The organism is Cedecea davisae DSM 4568, assembly GCF_000412335.2.
GTDB lineage: Bacteria > Pseudomonadota > Gammaproteobacteria > Enterobacterales > Enterobacteriaceae > Cedecea > Cedecea davisae.
The window spans coordinates 1438075-1454170 of sequence record NZ_KE161030.1 but is presented as its reverse complement, the minus strand read 5'-3'; the positions used below and the strand labels follow the sequence as shown (position 1 = coordinate 1454170).

15 protein-coding genes are annotated in these 16096 nt (G+C 56.0%); 5 read left to right on the top strand and 10 right to left on the bottom strand.

All coding sequences use genetic code 11. The features are described 5' to 3' along the window. Position 1: 1 nt before the first annotated feature. From efeO to putP, 3 genes are all read right to left on the bottom strand, one after another. Positions 2-1126 (bottom strand): iron uptake system protein EfeO, encoded by a 1125-nt coding sequence (gene efeO, locus HMPREF0201_RS06745; RefSeq protein WP_016535777.1) that lies wholly within the window; start codon positions 1124-1126, stop codon positions 2-4. A 60-nt stretch (positions 1127-1186) separates the two neighbouring features. After that, positions 1187-2020 (bottom strand): iron uptake transporter permease EfeU, encoded by an 834-nt coding sequence (efeU, locus tag HMPREF0201_RS06740; protein ID WP_016535776.1) that lies wholly within the window; start codon positions 2018-2020, stop codon positions 1187-1189. Between the two features lie 331 nt (positions 2021-2351). Further along, a complete protein-coding gene (gene putP, locus HMPREF0201_RS06735; RefSeq protein ID WP_039898067.1) occupies positions 2352-3860 on the bottom strand; it encodes a sodium/proline symporter PutP in 1509 nt (502 codons plus the stop codon). A 430-nt stretch (positions 3861-4290) separates the two neighbouring features. Between putP and putA the strand changes: the two genes are divergently transcribed. Then, complete coding sequence (gene putA, locus HMPREF0201_RS06730; protein WP_016535773.1) at positions 4291-8253, top strand: trifunctional transcriptional regulator/proline dehydrogenase/L-glutamate gamma-semialdehyde dehydrogenase; 3963 nt, start codon at positions 4291-4293, stop codon at positions 8251-8253. A gap of 61 nt (positions 8254-8314) precedes the next feature. Beyond that, entirely contained in the window at positions 8315-8707 is a 393-nt protein-coding gene (locus tag HMPREF0201_RS06725) for a lysozyme inhibitor LprI family protein (protein ID WP_016535772.1), read from the top strand. 6 nt (positions 8708-8713) lie between these two features. On the opposite strand, the gene rutR is transcribed toward HMPREF0201_RS06725, so the two are convergent. From rutR to HMPREF0201_RS23175, 5 genes are all read right to left on the bottom strand, one after another. Next, entirely contained in the window at positions 8714-9358 is a 645-nt protein-coding gene (gene rutR / locus HMPREF0201_RS06720; protein ID WP_016535771.1) for an HTH-type transcriptional regulator RutR, read from the bottom strand. 38 nt (positions 9359-9396) lie between these two features. Next, on the bottom strand, positions 9397-10332 hold the full coding sequence (locus HMPREF0201_RS06715) for a DMT family transporter (protein ID WP_039898066.1): 936 nt from the start codon (positions 10330-10332) through the stop codon (positions 9397-9399). A 156-nt stretch (positions 10333-10488) separates the two neighbouring features. Beyond that, positions 10489-10665, bottom strand: a complete 177-nt coding sequence (locus HMPREF0201_RS06710) for a con-10 family general stress protein (RefSeq protein WP_016535769.1) — start codon at positions 10663-10665, stop codon at positions 10489-10491. A gap of 341 nt (positions 10666-11006) precedes the next feature. Continuing rightward, positions 11007-11579 (bottom strand): GNAT family protein, encoded by a 573-nt coding sequence (locus tag HMPREF0201_RS06705; protein ID WP_016535767.1) that lies wholly within the window; start codon positions 11577-11579, stop codon positions 11007-11009. A gap of 26 nt (positions 11580-11605) precedes the next feature. Further along, complete coding sequence (locus HMPREF0201_RS23175) at positions 11606-11764, bottom strand: hypothetical protein (RefSeq protein ID WP_016535766.1); 159 nt, start codon at positions 11762-11764, stop codon at positions 11606-11608. Between the two features lie 248 nt (positions 11765-12012). Here HMPREF0201_RS23175 and wrbA point away from each other — a divergent pair, with 248 nt between their 5' ends. Beyond that, entirely contained in the window at positions 12013-12609 is a 597-nt protein-coding gene (wrbA, locus tag HMPREF0201_RS06700; protein ID WP_016535765.1) for an NAD(P)H:quinone oxidoreductase, read from the top strand. A 15-nt stretch (positions 12610-12624) separates the two neighbouring features. Continuing rightward, positions 12625-12852: a YccJ family protein gene (locus HMPREF0201_RS06695; RefSeq protein WP_016535764.1), complete on the top strand. Its 228-nt coding sequence runs from the start codon at positions 12625-12627 to the stop codon at positions 12850-12852. Between the two features lie 40 nt (positions 12853-12892). Here the strand turns inward: HMPREF0201_RS06695 and agp are convergent, their stop codons facing one another. Beyond that, positions 12893-14137, bottom strand: a complete 1245-nt coding sequence (agp, locus tag HMPREF0201_RS06690; protein WP_016535763.1) for a bifunctional glucose-1-phosphatase/inositol phosphatase — start codon at positions 14135-14137, stop codon at positions 12893-12895. Positions 14138-14229: 92 nt separating this feature from the next. Continuing rightward, positions 14230-15114 (bottom strand): HARLDQ motif MBL-fold protein, encoded by an 885-nt coding sequence (locus HMPREF0201_RS06685; RefSeq protein ID WP_016535762.1) that lies wholly within the window; start codon positions 15112-15114, stop codon positions 14230-14232. Between the two features lie 73 nt (positions 15115-15187). Here HMPREF0201_RS06685 and HMPREF0201_RS06680 point away from each other — a divergent pair, with 73 nt between their 5' ends. Continuing rightward, the gene (locus HMPREF0201_RS06680; protein WP_039898065.1) at positions 15188-16090 is read left to right on the top strand and encodes a LysR family transcriptional regulator; all 903 of its coding nucleotides are present in this window, start codon (positions 15188-15190) and stop codon (positions 16088-16090) included. The last annotated feature ends 6 nt before the right edge of the window (positions 16091-16096 follow it).

Below are 16096 nucleotides of genomic sequence, written 5' to 3'. Positions count from 1 at the left end.
CTTAGTCCAGACCCATCACGCCGCGCAGCTGGGAGAGATCCTCCGCCAGAGTAGTGATTGGCCCTTTCAACGCTTTGCGGTCGGCGTCGGTCAGCTTGTCATAAGTTTCAAAGCCGTCTTTGGTTCGGTATTTGGCCAGGATGGCGTCAACTTTTTTGAAGTTGGCATCGATTTTAGCCAGCAGCGCCGGGTTCTCTTTGCTCAGTTGAGGACGCAGCAGGTTAACAATCTTCTGGGCACCGTCTACGTTCGCCTGGAAGTCCCACAGGTCGGTATGGCTGTAGCGATCTTCTTCTCCGCTGATCTTGGTTGCGGCAACTTCTTCAATCAGGCCTGCTGCGCCGCCAACGACTTTGCTCGGCGGGAACGCCAGCTCGGAAATACGGGTTTGCAGATCCAGCACGTCGGCATTCAGCTTGTCGGCAAACGGCGCGGCGTCTTTAGTGGTGTTATCCCCGAACAGGATTTTCTCCAGGCGGTGGAAGCCGGTGAACTTGGGATCGTCCGCCTTTTTCTCAAAATCATCTTCACGGGCGTCAATGCTGCTGTCGAGGTCGGAGAACAGTTCCGCAATCGGTTCAATGCGCTCGTAATGCTGACGGGTTGAGGCATACAGCGATTTCGCTTTTTCGATATCACCGGATTTCACCGCGTCGGTAAAGGCTTTGGTGCCTTTTACCAGCTCGGCAACTTCGGCGGTGACATAGGCTTTGTATTCGGTAATGGGGCCGGTCAGCGCCAGCAGGTCAGTTTTCGGTGCTTCCTGCTTACCGGTAGCTTTCACTACCAGCTTGCCTTTCGGGTTGGTCAGCAGGCCGCAGGTCATGTCGTATTCGCCAGGCTGCAGGTTAGCGGTCAGTTTCTGCGAGAAGCCCGGGGCGATGTTTTCGCGCTCTTCAACCACCATTACGCCTTTGAGAATTTCCCACTCCAGCGCTTTCTGGCTGTTGTTCTGAATAATAAACTGGGTTTTCCCGGCGTTCACGGTCACATTCATCGGCTCGCACTGCTTGTCGGTGACGGTGACTTTAACCTGCGGAATATCTGCCGCCTGGGCGGCAAATGCGGAAGAGACCAGCGCCAGCAGCGCGACGTGCAGTGCCTTCAGACGAAAATGTTGGGTCATGACCTATCCCTATTAAACAATGAGTCGTAATCACAAGGCGGCCGGGCCGCCGTTAATAAATTAGCGAGCCGTATTGGTCGCCTGGTTGTTCACGCGCGGCGGCATAAAGAACAGCACCAGCGCCGGAATCAGATAGATAAAGTACATCGCCACTTCGCTGACCGTCGGTGTCTCCTGATAACCGAAGATCCCCTCCAGCAGCGTGCCGGTAAGCGAATGGGTCGAGAGGGTGTTGCTCATATCGAAGGCAATATCCTGGAAGTGGTTCCACAGCCCCGCCTCGTGGAACGCCCGCACCGCTCCGGCGGCAAGCCCGGCGGCAACCAGCAGAATAAACAAGCTGGTCCATTTGAAGAACGCGCCCAGGTTAAGGCGAATACCGCCCCAGTAAATCAGGAAGCCGAGCACAATCGCGGTGGCCAGGCCAAGCATCGCGCCCAGCGGCGGCATAATGCCAACGTCCTGCTGGAACGCGGCCAGCAGGAAGAACACCGACTCCAGCCCTTCACGCGCAACGGCGAAAAAGACCATCATAATCAGCGCCCAGCCGTGGTTTCCCTTGCTTTGCAGCGCGTGATCAACCGCCTGCTCAAGCTGCACTTTCACGTTGCGCGACACTTTGCGCATCCAGAACACCATCCAGGTGAGGATAAACACCGCAATGACCGCGACTATCCCCTCAAACAGCTCCTGCTCTTTTTGCGGGAACTCGCCGGTGGTTTCGTTGATAAAGATACCGAGGCCCAGGCAAAGCGCGGCGGCGGCAAACACGCCAATCCACATAACGGCGATCCACTGGCCGCGCTGGGTACGCTTCAGGTAGCTGGCAATCAGGCTGACGATGAGCGCTGCCTCCAGCCCTTCACGTAACATGATGAGAAACGGAACAAACATGCCTGACACCTCAGATGTGAATACAAGTCAATTGACGTAAAGAAAAGTAAACCAGAACGATAGTGATTATCATTAGCAGAAGTAATAAAAACAAGAGGCCGGGATTACATATTTATGACCAGATGTAAAAGGGCCGGATGATCCGGCCCTTCAGACTGATGACAAACCTCTGGCGAGAGAAGAAATATCAGACGGTTCGTTAAAAAAACAGGAAAATCAATTCATTGATTTTCGGCTGATTACCACAAAGAGGGAAAAACCACGCTTTTTTCCTCTTTGTCAGCAACCTAAAAAGGGCCGGATTAACCGGCCCCTGTAAAAAGTCATGTTTTTAGTCGGTCTGTAATTTGCCCGGAGGCGGAGTGTGATAAACCGCATCTGCTTCAGCAAAACGCTTCTGCATTGAGGTAGAAGGCGCTTTGCCCAGCAGGCTCACCGCCACAATTGCTACGCTTGCGAAGACGAAACCAGGAATGATTTCGTAAAGCCCCAGCCAGCCAAACTGTTTCCAGATAAGCACCGTGGCCGCGCCAATAATCATCCCGGCCAGCGCCCCGTTGCGGGTCATACGCGACCACATTACCGAGAACAGCACTACCGGCCCGAACGCCGCGCCGAAGCCCGCCCACGCGTAGCTCACCAGACCGAGTACGCGGTTTTCCGGGTTCGCCGCCAGCACAATCGCCACCAGGGCAACCACCAGCACCATCATGCGCCCTACCCACACCAGCTCTTTCTGGCTCGCGCCTTTGCGCAGGAAGGCCTTATACAGGTCTTCGGTAATTGCGCTCGAGCACACCAGCAACTGGCAGCTCAGGGTCGACATCACCGCCGCCAGAATGGCAGACAGCAGGATCCCGGCAATCCACGGGTTAAACAGAATTTGCGCCAGCTCGATAAACACCCGCTCACCGTTCTGGGACACGGCGCCAGCCTGCTCAGGGTTATTGGTAAAGTAGGCGATGCCGAAGAAGCCCACCGCGCACGCACCCGCCAGGCAGAGGATCATCCAGGTCATGCTGATGCGGCGAGCGTTGACGATGGTGTGATGCGAATCAGCGGCCATAAAGCGCGCCAGGATGTGCGGCTGGCCAAAATAGCCCAGGCCCCAGCCCATCAACGACACGATAGCGACGAAGTTCAGCCCTTTCAGCATATCGACGTTTTCGATGCTCTTTTGCTTGATAACCATCAGAGAGTCGTCGAGGCCGCCAACCGCCATTATCACCATGACAGGCGTCAGGATCAGCGCAAAGATCATCAGACTCGCCTGCACGGTATCGGTCCAGCTTACCGCCAGGAATCCGCCCACGAAGGTATAAATGATGGTTGCCGCTGCCCCGGCCCAAAGCGCGGTTTCGTAGCTCATCCCAAAGGTGCTTTCAAACAGGCGAGCGCCCGCGACGATGCCGGAAGCGCAGTAGATGGTGAAGAACAGCAGGATAACCAGGGCGGAGATAATACGCAGCAGGCGGCTGCCATCCTCGAAACGCCCGGTAAAATAGTCCGGGAGAGTCAGCGCGTTATTATTCATCTCGGTGTGAACGCGTAAGCGCCCGGCAACCAGCTTCCAGTTAACCCAGGCTCCCAGCGTCAGCCCGATGGCTATCCAGCTTTCGGAGATACCGGAGATAAAAATCGCGCCCGGCAGCCCCATCAGCAGCCAGCCGCTCATATCGGAAGCTCCCGCAGACAGCGCGGTCACCACGCTGCCGAGGCTTCGGCCGCCGAGAATGTAATCATCAAAACTTCGGGTTGAGCGCCAGGCGATAAAACCAATCAGTATCATGCCAAAGATATAAACCAGAAAGGTCACCAGCATCGGTGTGCTTATTGTCATTCAGACTTCTCCATAGCTATTTTTACGCCTGCTCTCTCTGACCAGGCCACTTCGCGCCGGAACGGGGCGCTGTATTGTTATCGTGATTTAAAATGGGGAATGCATCCTGCCGGAACCCTTTATTTTTCACAAACGATTTAACACAGCATTTACATCGATTGCATCCTCGTTAGGTGAGCATTTCTCGCCAGGTTGCACTTGCTCACATTTTTATCGGTTGCACCTTCAAAAAGTGTTAAGCCCGTCGGTAAATTTGCCGTTTCGCCTGTCCTGCGGTCAGATGATTTTCTTATCTTAAATGTAACAATTCAGCGTTTTTGCGAATGGCTTAACGGCTTCGATTTAACACGGTTGCACAAAGTTGCAACTTAATAGATATTGCCGGTTAACTAAGTAACACCCGAACAACCTTTAACCTGGAGACTGTGGCATGGGCACCACCACCATGGGCGTAAAACTGGATGAAGCAACGCGCGAGCGTATTAAAGAAGCCGCTTCGCGCATTGACCGCACGCCGCACTGGCTGATTAAGCAGGCGATATTTAATTACCTCGAGCGCCTGGAAAGCAGCGACGAGCTCCCGGAGCTGCCTGCCCTGCTGGCAGGTGCGGCAAACGAAGCGGAAGAGTCTCCGACCCAGCCGGAAGAAGTTGCTCAGCCGTTCCTCGACTTCGCCGAGCAAATCCTGCCGCAGTCCGTTAGCCGCGCGGCTATCACCGCCGCATGGCGCCGCCCGGAAACCGATGCCGTGCCGATGATCCTCGAGCAGGCTCGCCTCGCTCCGGCGGTTGCCGAGCAGACCCAGAAGCTGGCCTGGCAGCTTGCCGATAAGCTGCGTAACCAGAAAACGGCCTCTGGCCGGGCGGGCATGGTGCAGAGCCTACTTCAGGAATTCTCGCTCTCATCTCAGGAAGGCGTGGCGCTGATGTGCCTGGCGGAAGCGCTGCTGCGTATTCCCGACAAGGCCACCCGCGATGCGTTGATCCGCGACAAAATCAGCAACGGCAACTGGCATTCGCACATTGGCCGCAGCCCGTCGCTGTTTGTTAACGCCGCCACATGGGGGCTGCTGTTTACCGGCCGCCTGGTCTCCACCCACAACGAAGCCAGCCTCTCCCGCTCCCTGAATCGCATTATCAGCAAGAGCGGCGAGCCGCTGGTGCGTAAGGGTGTGGATATGGCGATGCGCCTGATGGGCGAGCAGTTTGTGACAGGCGAAACCATCGCCGAAGCGCTGGCCAACGCCCGCAAGCTCGAAGAGAAAGGCTTCCGCTACTCCTACGATATGCTGGGTGAAGCGGCGCTGACCGCCGCCGACGCGCAGGCTTATATGGTTTCTTACCAGCAGGCTATCCACGCTATCGGCAAAGCTTCCAACGGCCGCGGAATTTACGAAGGCCCGGGCATCTCAATCAAGCTTTCCGCCCTGCACCCGCGCTATAGCCGCGCGCAGTACGACCGCGTAATGGAAGAACTCTACCCGCGCCTGAAGTCCCTGACTCTGCTGGCACGCCAGTATGACGTGGGTATCAACATCGACGCAGAAGAAGCCGACCGCCTGGAGATCTCCCTCGATCTGCTGGAAAAGCTCTGCTTCGAACCTGAACTTGCGGGCTGGAACGGCATCGGCTTTGTTATTCAGGCTTACCAGAAGCGCTGCCCGTTCGTTATCGACTACCTTGTCGACCTCGCCAGCCGCAGCCGTCGCCGCCTGATGATCCGCCTGGTGAAAGGCGCGTACTGGGACAGCGAAATCAAACGCGCCCAGGTCGACGGTCTGGAAGGCTACCCGGTCTACACCCGCAAGGTTTACACCGATATCTCCTACCTCGCCTGCGCCAAAAAACTGCTGGCGGTGCCAAACCTGATTTATCCTCAGTTTGCCACCCACAACGCCCATACGCTGGCCGCCATTTACAACCTGGCCGGACAAAACTATTACCCCGGCCAGTACGAGTTCCAGTGCCTGCACGGCATGGGCGAACCGCTGTATGAGCAGGTGGTGGGCAAAGTGGCCGACGGCAAACTCAACCGTCCTTGCCGCATTTATGCTCCGGTAGGCACCCACGAAACGCTGCTTGCTTACCTGGTTCGCCGCCTGCTGGAAAACGGCGCTAATACCTCGTTTGTTAACCGTATAGCGGACGCAACCCTGCCGCTGGACGAGCTGATAGCTGACCCGGTTAGCGCCGTTGAAGCTATGGCCGCCAAAGAGGGCCAGCCGGGCCTGCCGCACCCGAAAATTACGCTGCCAAAAACCCTTTACGGCACGGAACGCACCAACTCCAGCGGCCTGGATCTCGCTAACGAACACCGCCTGGCCTCCCTCTCCTCCGCCCTGCTGAACAGCGCGACTCAGAAATGGCAGGCCGCGCCGGTACTGGAAGCGCCGGTTGCCGAAGGCGAACTAACGCCGGTGAAAAACCCGGCAGAGCCAACCGACATTGTCGGCTACACTCGCGAAGCCACCGCCGAAGAGGTTTCTCTGGCGCTGGATAATGCCGTTAACAACGCGCCAATCTGGTTTGCCACTCCGCCTCAGGAGCGTGCCGCCATTCTGGAGCGCGCGGCGGTAATGATGGAAAGCCGCATGCAGCAGCTGATCGGCATTCTGGTACGTGAAGCCGGTAAAACCTTCAGCAACGCGATTGCCGAAGTTCGTGAGGCGGTAGACTTCCTGCATTACTACGCAGGCCAGGTACGCGACGACTTCGATAACGAAACCCACCGCCCGCTCGGGCCGGTAGTCTGTATCAGCCCGTGGAACTTCCCGCTGGCGATTTTCACCGGCCAGATTGCAGCCGCCCTTGCCGCAGGCAACAGCGTGCTGGCAAAACCTGCCGAACAGACTCCGCTGATTGCCGCTCAGGGCGTGGCTATTTTGCTGGAAGCCGGCGTGCCTGCCGGCGTGCTGCAACTTCTGCCTGGCCGCGGTGAAACCGTTGGTGCCCAGCTGACCGGCGACGCGCGAGTACGCGGCGTAATGTTCACCGGCTCCACCGAAGTCGCCACGCTGCTACAGCGCAACATTGCGGATCGTCTCGACCCGCAGGGACGCCCAACGCCGCTGATCGCCGAAACAGGCGGGCTTAACGCGATGATCGTTGACTCCTCGGCGCTGACCGAGCAGGTTGTGGTGGATGTGGTTTCCTCCGCCTTCGACAGCGCGGGCCAGCGCTGTTCAGCTCTGCGTGTGCTGTGCGTACAGGAAGATGTTGCCGAGCACACGCTGCAAATGCTGCGCGGCGCGATGGCTGAATGCCGCATGGGCAACCCGGGCCGCCTGACGACCGATATCGGGCCGGTTATCGATGCCGAAGCTCAGCAAAATATTGAGAAGCACATCCAGGCTATGCGCACTAAAGGCCGCACCGTCTTCCAGGCGGTACGCGAAAACAGCGTTGATGCCCGCGAATGGCAGTCCGGCACTTTCGTCCCGCCAACGCTTATCGAACTGGACAGCTTTGACGAGATGAAAAAAGAAGTGTTCGGGCCGGTGCTGCACGTTGTGCGCTACAACCGCAATAATCTCGCCTCGCTAATTGAGCAAATCAATGCGGCCGGTTATGGCCTGACGCTCGGCGTTCATACCCGTATCGATGAAACTATCGCCCAGGTGACCGGCTCCGCCCACGTCGGCAACATGTACGTGAACCGCAATATGGTCGGCGCGGTCGTGGGCGTTCAGCCGTTTGGCGGCGAAGGCCTGTCCGGCACCGGGCCGAAAGCCGGTGGCCCGCTGTACCTCTACCGTTTGCTGGCTAATCGCCCGGAAAACGCGCTGCAAACCACCTTTAACCGCCACGACGCCCAAACGCCGGTGGACGCTTCGCTGAAAGACGAGCTGCAGGCGACCCATCACGCGCTTAGCGAGTGGGCGGTAAATCGTGACGAGCTGAAGTCTGTTTGCCAGCGATTTGGCGACCTGGCTCAAAGCGGCACCCTGCGCGTATTGCCTGGCCCAACCGGCGAGCGTAATACCTACGCCCTGCTGCCGCGTGAACGCGTGCTGTGTATTGCGGATGATGAACGCGATGCCTTAATTCAGCTGGCGGCGGTAACCAGCGTGGGCAGCCGCGCCCTGTGGCCTGATAACGCCCTGCACCGCGAATTGGCTAAACAATTGCCGAAAGCGGTTCAGCAGAGGGTGGACTTCGCTAAGCAGGAAGAGTTGCTCAAACAGCCATTCGACGCGGTGATTTACCACGGCGACTCCGATCAGCTGCGCAAGCTGTGTGAAGCCGTTGCGGCAAAAGAAGGCGCGATTGTTTCCGTTCAGGGCTTTGCCCGCGGCGAAAACAACATCCTGCTTGAACGCCTGTACGTAGAGCGCTCGCTGAGCGTTAACACAGCCGCGGCGGGCGGTAACGCCAGCCTGATGACAATCGGCTAACAGTCTGCCAGGATACCAGGGCTCTCGTCATGAGGGCCTTTTTTTTAATGAGGACACCAGAATGAAACGCGTGTGTTTACTTGTTGCCGGGCTGCTGCTCAGCGGCGCGGCGCTGGCGGACGGCTGTGACTCAGCCACCACCCAGGCGGATATGAACCAGTGTTATGCCGCCGAGTATAAAAAGCAGGACGACCTGCTGAATAAGACTTACAAAGAAGTGATGTCCAGGGCGACGGACAAGCAGAAAGTGCAGCTTAAAAAAGCGCAAAATGCGTGGATTGCCTTCCGCGATGCGGACTGCGATTTTATGAGCTCAGGGGCAGAACAGGGGTCGGTTTACCCGATGGTTCGCGCCAACTGCCTGGCGGATAAAACCCTCGAACGCACCGAGTTGCTCAAGGGCACGCTGGAATGCGAAGAGGGCGATGTCAGCTGCGTTTTAGCGCCAAAATAAGCGCGATTAACGCACGCGAATGCCTTCAATAATCATCCGCTGCACGTTCTCCACCGTGCGGCGGAAGAACGCCTCATCCTGTAGCGTGCTGCCGGTAACGGCCTCAACCTGGCTGGCAAAATCCGCGTAGTGCTGTGTGGTCGCCCACAGCATAAAGATAAGATGATGAGGATCGACAGCAGCAAGTTTGCCGCTTGCCACCCAGCCAGCAATAATCGCCGACTTCTCATCCACCAGCGCCTTCAGGTCGCCGGTTAGCTCGCCTTTGAGCAGCGGCGCGCCCTGCAACATCTCCAGGCAAAACAGCTTTGACGCCTGAGGGTAATCTCGTGATACCTCAAGCTTGAGGCGGATGTACTCCCCAATGGCCACCAGCGGCTGCAAGTCCTCGCGGAAAGCACGCAGCGGCGCAAGCCAGATATCCAGAATCTGCTTCAGCACCGCAATGTAGAGCGCCTCTTTGGAAGGATAGTAATAAAGCAGGTTGGTTTTTGAAACTTCGGCCCGCTCGGCAACCTGCTCGAGGCTGGTGCCGTGAATACCAAACTGGGAAAAGAACTCCAGCCCGGCGGCAAGGATGGCCTGTTTTTTGGCGGCCACCGCTTTCGAACGGCGGCCGGGGGATTTGATATCAACGGCGGCTTCAGCCATGCAAGCTCTCCTTGTTAGTCGCTGGCATGAATTATAGCTCAGGCGCTCTCGTCTCCGGTATCTTCCTTCCAGCCCTGGGGCTTAACTGCCGCTTTCTTACGCTTTAGCTTCAGCTCGCTCACCAGTACGCCAAGCACGATAAGCGCCGCCCCCACCAGCGCCAGTACCGGCAGGCGCTCGCCTGCAATACGCCCGAAGATGCCGGCCCAAACCGGCTCGCCGGTATAAATTACGGTCGCCCGGGTTGGCGAAACGCTGCGCTGCGCCCAGTTCATCGTGACCTGAATAATGGCGCTGAAAATACCCAGTCCCAGAGCAATAATCACCAGTCCCGGCGAGAACACCGGCACGCTCTCCCCCGCCGGAACCATTGCGGCAAAAGAGACAAGCGAAGCGGTAGCCAGCTGAACCACGGTCACCCGTTTAATATCCACCTTGCCCGCCCAGGCGCTAATCAGAATGATTTCTGCGGCAATCGCAACCGCGCCGATAAGCGTGATGATTTCCCCGGCCCCCAGCGCCAGGCTGGTGCCTTCCGGCCCGGCAAGAAAAATAAGCCCGATAAACGCCAGCCCCACGCCAATCCACGACATCAGCCCCGGCATACGGCCAAGGCAGAGCCACTGTAATAGCGGCACCACCGGTACATACATCGCGGTAATAAAGGCCGATTTACTGCTGGGAATGGTCTGTAACCCCCAGGTCTGCATGCTATAACCGATGGCGATGGCGACGCCAATCATCACCCCCGCTTTAATCTCCAGCCAAGTTAAGCCGCGCAGCGATTTTAACGACAGCAGCCCCACCGCAGCGGCGGCAGTAGCGAAACGCAGGCCGACAAAGAAGAACGGATCGCTCATCGTCATGGCGTACTGAACGGCAAGGAACGTCCCGCCCCAGAACATGGTTATCAGGATCAGCAGGGCTTCTTGCGGCTTAACGGAAAATTTATAACGGCTTAATGGCGCAGACATGAACGGGACCGGGAACATCAAAATAAGAGTTGAGGCTCTATACTGCGGCCAGTCACATTTTGTTGCAACGGGGAAACAAAAAAACCGCCGGAAAACCGGCGGTCAGGGCAAATTCAGCATGAGGATTGATCCATCATGCATCTGGAGAAGCTGCGGCTACTTGCTTTTGCTACTGCCGTGGCTGTTTTTGCCCCCTTTCTGGCCGGCTTCTGAGGCGCGCTGCGGATCGTTTTTGAAATTACCGCCGCTGTGCTGACCACCTTTACGACCTGCTTCTGATGCTCTTTCACGGTTTTCAGCGAAATTACCTGAACCACCACGATGGTTTGCCATTTCTAACCTCCGGATATAGGACATCATTTTGCATTCGATAAAAGAGGATTCTTTCACCGCGCGGCAAAACGGACTGGCCGTTATTGTCACCGCGTGGAACTAAGTCTAGTGCAGCTCAGCCTCCTGCCCGGCCATCAGCAACATTTGGAAACATCGCGTCGGCGAAAACCGACCGGCTCTCCGCTTTGCGGCCATAAGGCCCTCTTATCCCTGATTAAAAAACAGGCTAAAAAATGTGAGCTGATGCTACAGGGCAGCCATGCTGCTCCCGCTTGTGATATATCAAGGAAAAGCCAGTCAGGTTTGCAGGGCGGTATAACGATTTGAACTTTATAAGTTAATTACAGCAGCGTGTGCAGATCTACAAACATGATGGGATGCTTTGCCGAATGGTTTTCCTCTGTATCAAGTAATTCCATTCCTTGTCGGTTATAGAAGTCCATAGCATTCCTTTTGGAATCCGTAATTAGAAACCTGCAACCAACCAGCGGACGGATATCATCTAACGACATTGATAAGGCAAAACCAAAAAGCATAGCGCCAATGCCCAATCCCCGGCTTCTCGCATCTACCGCCAAACGGGCAATCTTTACCGCAGGTAGAAACTCATATCTTTCAGCTCGCGCGCAATCCCCGAGGTGATAATCCTTTAAGTTAACCTGGCTACAGGTCAGAGTGATGTAACCCAATACTCTATAAGGAAAAAAATACTTATTTTTAGTCTTATCAATGCGTGCATTATCATCAATAACCACGTAGCTCTGAGCGATACATGCATCCTGAAACAGGAGAGCATCTTGTTGGAGGAAAGTCTTTAGAGGCTGGAACTGCTCACCACCGCTCTTGAAATTTTTGTGATGATGAAATTGATTTAAAGGTAAGATTTTAAGGTCAGTCCGTGCCGCATCATCCATGTCGCTAACACTCTAATTAGGTGAAATTATCCAGGTTTAGACATTTTTTCACGTAAGGCGCGAGCCTCCTGTAACGAACGCTTCGCATTTTCATTGGGTTTAAAATTGCTCATTTGCCTGAGCATTTGTTCGGCGTCTTTACCCGTCAGGATAGTACGGCCAAACATACTGCTGGTAATTGCCATCGCTACCTCCCCGGTTTGCCTGTGTGGAATCGGTTGCTTAAAGTTGGTGCAATTTTAAGCGGTCACTGACAAATACGTCAACCGATTCAGTGCTAAAACGATAGGCAGCCCCTCCTGAGTCAAAATAATAATCACCGCCGCTTGTGATATATCATGGAAAAGCCAGTCAGGTTTGCACTCTCGGCCACAGGTCATATCTTTAAAGGAACGCAGACAAAAACTGCAGTTCAACTGAGGAGTGAAGCAAGATGGCTAAAGTTCTGGTGCTTTATTATTCAATGTATGGACACATCGAAACCATGGCCAAAGCCGTGGCGGAAGGTGCGCAAAAAATCGATCGCGCCGAAGTAACGGTAAAGCGAGTCCCCGAAACCATGGCACCCGAGGCCTTTGCTAAAGCAGGCGGTAAAACCCACACCGCGCCGGTCGCTACCCCGCAAGAGCTTGCCGACTACGATGCAATTATCTTCGGCACCCCTACCCGCTTTGGCAATATGGCCGGGCAAATGCGAACCTTCCTCGATCAAACCGGCGGGCTTTGGGCCTCCGGCGCGCTTTACGGCAAACTTGCCAGCGTTTTCAGTTCTACGGGAACCGGCGGCGGCCAGGAACACACAATCTCGTCAACCTGGACTACCCTTGCTCATCACGGGATGGTGATTGTGCCTATCGGCTACGCCGCGCAGGAGCTGTTTGATGTCTCTCAGGTTCACGGCGGCACGCCCTACGGCGCGACAACCATTGCCGGTGCCGACGGTTCACGCCAGCCAAGCCAGGAAGAGCTGGCCATCGCCCGCTATCAGGGTGAATACGTGGCAGGCCTGGCGGTAAAACTCAAAGGTTAAGTTCTGGAGGTTCGCATGACATCGACACAAGCGAAAGCGCATCACGTAGGCGAGTGGGCAAGCTTACGCAATACTTCACCGGAGATTGCAGAAGCCATTTTTGAGCTGGCGAAATATGATGAAAAGCTGGCTGAAAAAATCTGGGAAGAAGGAAGCGACGAGGTACTGCCGCTTGCCTTTGCCAAAACGGATAAGGACTCCCTGTTCTGGGGAGAGCAAACCATAGAGCGTAAAAACGTTTGACCGCGCGTTCTGCCCCCGGCTCCGGGGGCAGATTTGAGTTTTACTTCACAGCCTGGCTAAGCACTTCGCTAAATTTATCCCACGAGCAGTAACCGTTCGCATCGGTCGGGCAGCCTTCCAGCTGCAAAGTGACGCGTTTTGGCGGATGCTGGAGAGTTAATACCTCGCCGTTACGCAGCTGCTCTGCGCTCTGGTAAACGTATTCCACTTTCAGCAGGTCGCGGTTGTTGTTCTTGTCGTGCCAGCGCTGGAACATAATGTTGCCGCCGATTGGCGTGCGCTCATACTGCCCCGGCAGCTGATAAGGCTTAAACTGCAAAGCGGTTAACAGAGAGGCAATATTCGAGTCATGGCCGACCATCAGCGTCACTTTCGGCCCGGTGGCCGCTTCTTTACTCGTCAGCGCGTTCTGAATGTATTTCACCAGCGGCGCAGCCACGTTACGTGCCACTTCCGGCGAGGTAAACAACGTGTCCTGGTAGCCGTTTTTCAATTGGGAAAGCACGCGCCACTGCTCGGCGGTTTTGATTTTTCCCCAGGCCACCTGGTCCATCGGGAAACCTTCGTAGTATTGCAGCGTGAAAGCATCCACCAGCGCATTCCCGGTTTTCAGCGGGCCGTTGACGCCCGGCTCCTGAGTCGCATTGGCGCTGAATTGATCTTTCGGCCCGGTTAAATCGCACTGCTGTTTTTCTTTGCAGGTCGGCGAGTCTTTGAAGCTAACAATCTGCTCCAGCAGTTTATAACTGTCGGTCAGCTTGTATTCGGTGCGCTGCTTCTCCATCGCCTGCACCGCTTTCTCTTTAAACTCAGGCGATGCATTGGTGATAACCGGGTTAAACACCGGGTCCATGGTGCCCATCTTTTCCTGATGGTGCACCGGTACGTCGCAGCCCGGGAAGGCGCCGGTAATAAAGAATTGGGCTGTCGCAACGGTACGTTGCAGACTGTTGGCATAGGCATAAACGCTTTCCGGCGCCGGGCATTCGCCGCTGGTCACCAGCTTCTGGTCCGCCAGCCATTCACGCACGTAGTGGCCCATATAGACTTCCAGCACGCCGCCTTTGGTGGTGAGCTGCCCGCCCGGCACGTCCCACTCAGGCCAGGCCTGAGCGGTAGACTGCTCCAGCACGCTGCCGTTGTTGGCCAGCGGAGCGCGCAGGTTATGGCGGCTCATCAGCAGCACCTGCTGCAATTGGTAACCTTCCGGCGCGGCTTCCGCTTTTGCCACGCCCGGGGCAATACAGGCGATGGCAAGCAATGAGGCGACAATTTTCTTCTTCATTACTTATTCCTCAGGGAGTTATTAACGAATTGTAAAGAATATATTGTGACAGAAAAATGACGCCCCTCCTGCCTGCCGGATCGCAAAAAGTCCTATTGTTCCGTTTGTTGTTTCAGCTGTAATTCAAAGCGCTGGCGAGATTGGTCCACATAGCGTTGTAAACCAGTCCGGTCGATAAATGCATTGCTATCTCCGGCGGCAAGTTTGGCCTGCTTAGCGGCGAGAGCAAAGCGCTCCCCTTTATTAGCGACAAAAATATCCACCTGCTGCGCGGCAAGTGTGGCAAAACTCCCCCGGATATCGCTTACCAGCGTCGGGTAGTTTTTGTTGTTCACCAGATAATAATCCGGCGTTGCCAGGCTATCGGCGTAAATCAGCTTTTTACCCTCCGGCAGGGTAAACAGCCATGAAGTGCTCCCCGGCAAATGTCCGGGGGTTAACAGAGCTTTGAACGTGACGCCGCCCAGCGAGAGCGTTTCGCCATCAACCACCGTTTTATCCACTGTTACCGCAGGGAAAGGCAGCGCGTCGCCAAGGGCAAAATCCTCTTTACCGCCAAGCGCCAGCTGTTTTGCATTCGCCACGCTGGCAATGACCTGCGCCCCGCTCCACGCTTTCAGCCTGGCGATGCCTCCGGCCTGGTCAAGACGCGCATGACTGTTAAGAATGAAGCGAACGTCGCGGATATCAAAACCAAGTTCGGCGATATTACGCTTAATCCCCGCCGCGCTGGCGTCGAGAGCCCCATCCACCAGAATATGTCCCTTTGGCGTAGTGATAAGGATTGAAGAGAGGTTTTCTGTCCCAACGTACCAGACGTTTTCTGCCATACGAAACGGCTTCACTGGTTTAGCCCACGTTTCAAATAAGGCGTACGGCGGCGCGGCACAAAGCGGCTGAGCCGGATCAAGAGCAGCATAACCGTCGAGGGAAATTGCGGATATCAGGCAGGTAAATAGCAGGGTGGAACGCTTCATGGTTTCTCCTTTTTGTCAGGAGCCGCAGTATAATCTCCGGTAATTTAATGCTGTGCAATTGAGATGCGACCTTGTGAACATCCTGCAATTAGATATGAATCTGCTCAAAGTGCTGTACGTGATGCTCACCACCGGCTCCACCAGCCGTACTGCGCAGAAGCTGGCGCTTAGCCCGTCGGCGGTAAGCCATGCCCTCGCCCGCCTGCGCGAATCCCTCGGCGATCCTCTATTCCGTCGGGAAGGCAATTCACAGGTTCCCACGCCTTTTGCGCTGGCGATTAAAGACCGCCTTATTCCGCTTTTTATCTCCCTCAACGAAGAACTGTTTGGCGAAGAAAATGGCGAGGAGCGGCGCTTTCGCGTAGTGCTGCCCCCGGCGCTCAACGTGCTTCTCACGCCGGAGCTGGCGCGCAAAGGACACCAGGCGGGGGCAATCATTGAATGCCTGCCCTTTGAACGGCGCGCCTGGCGTGACGAACTGCTGGAAGGAAAAATAGATTTACTGGTCGCGATTGGCGATCACCAAAAAAGCGTGAGCGCCCTGCACTATGAACGGGTTGGCAGCACGCGCCTGATTGCCGTTTATGGCTCGCCGCTACACGGCAAGCTTAAAGGACGCACAGCGCTAACGTTTGAGGAGTTGGGGCAGTTCAGTCATTTCTACTGCCACCCGTGGCCGCAGGCCAGCAACGAGCTGGATCGCCAGCAGGCGCGAGCCGGGCTTGCCCGACACCTGGCTTTTACCTGTAGCGATTACGGTCAGTTGGCTCCGGCGCTGCGCAGCGCGCCGCTGATGGCGATTGTTCCCGCGCCGTGGTTTGAAACCCTGAGCGACAAACAGCACCTCTCTACTTTGCCGCTGTCCGGCGACAAGGCCGAAGGCAGCCTGTTTTTGCAATATCGCACCTCCACGGTGGAATGGAAGCGTCGGCTGATAGCCGCGCTAAAGCAGGCGCTGACGGCCCATTATCGCTAGCAAATT

What these genes read in the sequence shown, in the direction of transcription:
- rutR (WP_016535771.1), bottom strand. Translation starts at nt 9,358, where the DNA reads ATGGCTGAAGCCGCCGTTGATATCAAATCCCCCGGCCGCCGTTCGAAA.
- agp (WP_016535763.1), bottom strand. Translation starts at nt 14,137, where the DNA reads ATGAAGAAGAAAATTGTCGCCTCATTGCTTGCCATCGCCTGTATTGCC.
- wrbA (WP_016535765.1), top strand. Translation starts at nt 12,013, where the DNA reads ATGGCTAAAGTTCTGGTGCTTTATTATTCAATGTATGGACACATCGAA.
- HMPREF0201_RS06710 (WP_016535769.1), bottom strand. Translation starts at nt 10,665, where the DNA reads ATGGCAAACCATCGTGGTGGTTCAGGTAATTTCGCTGAAAACCGTGAA.
- HMPREF0201_RS06705 (WP_016535767.1), bottom strand. Translation starts at nt 11,579, where the DNA reads ATGGATGATGCGGCACGGACTGACCTTAAAATCTTACCTTTAAATCAA.
- HMPREF0201_RS06695 (WP_016535764.1), top strand. Translation starts at nt 12,625, where the DNA reads ATGACATCGACACAAGCGAAAGCGCATCACGTAGGCGAGTGGGCAAGC.
- HMPREF0201_RS23175 (WP_016535766.1), bottom strand. Translation starts at nt 11,764, where the DNA reads ATGGCAATTACCAGCAGTATGTTTGGCCGTACTATCCTGACGGGTAAA.
- efeU (WP_016535776.1), bottom strand. Translation starts at nt 2,020, where the DNA reads ATGTTTGTTCCGTTTCTCATCATGTTACGTGAAGGGCTGGAGGCAGCG.
- putP (WP_039898067.1), bottom strand. Translation starts at nt 3,860, where the DNA reads ATGACAATAAGCACACCGATGCTGGTGACCTTTCTGGTTTATATCTTT.
- efeO (WP_016535777.1), bottom strand. Translation starts at nt 1,126, where the DNA reads ATGACCCAACATTTTCGTCTGAAGGCACTGCACGTCGCGCTGCTGGCG.
- HMPREF0201_RS06725 (WP_016535772.1), top strand. Translation starts at nt 8,315, where the DNA reads ATGAAACGCGTGTGTTTACTTGTTGCCGGGCTGCTGCTCAGCGGCGCG.
- HMPREF0201_RS06685 (WP_016535762.1), bottom strand. Translation starts at nt 15,114, where the DNA reads ATGAAGCGTTCCACCCTGCTATTTACCTGCCTGATATCCGCAATTTCC.
- HMPREF0201_RS06715 (WP_039898066.1), bottom strand. Translation starts at nt 10,332, where the DNA reads ATGTCTGCGCCATTAAGCCGTTATAAATTTTCCGTTAAGCCGCAAGAA.
- putA (WP_016535773.1), top strand. Translation starts at nt 4,291, where the DNA reads ATGGGCACCACCACCATGGGCGTAAAACTGGATGAAGCAACGCGCGAG.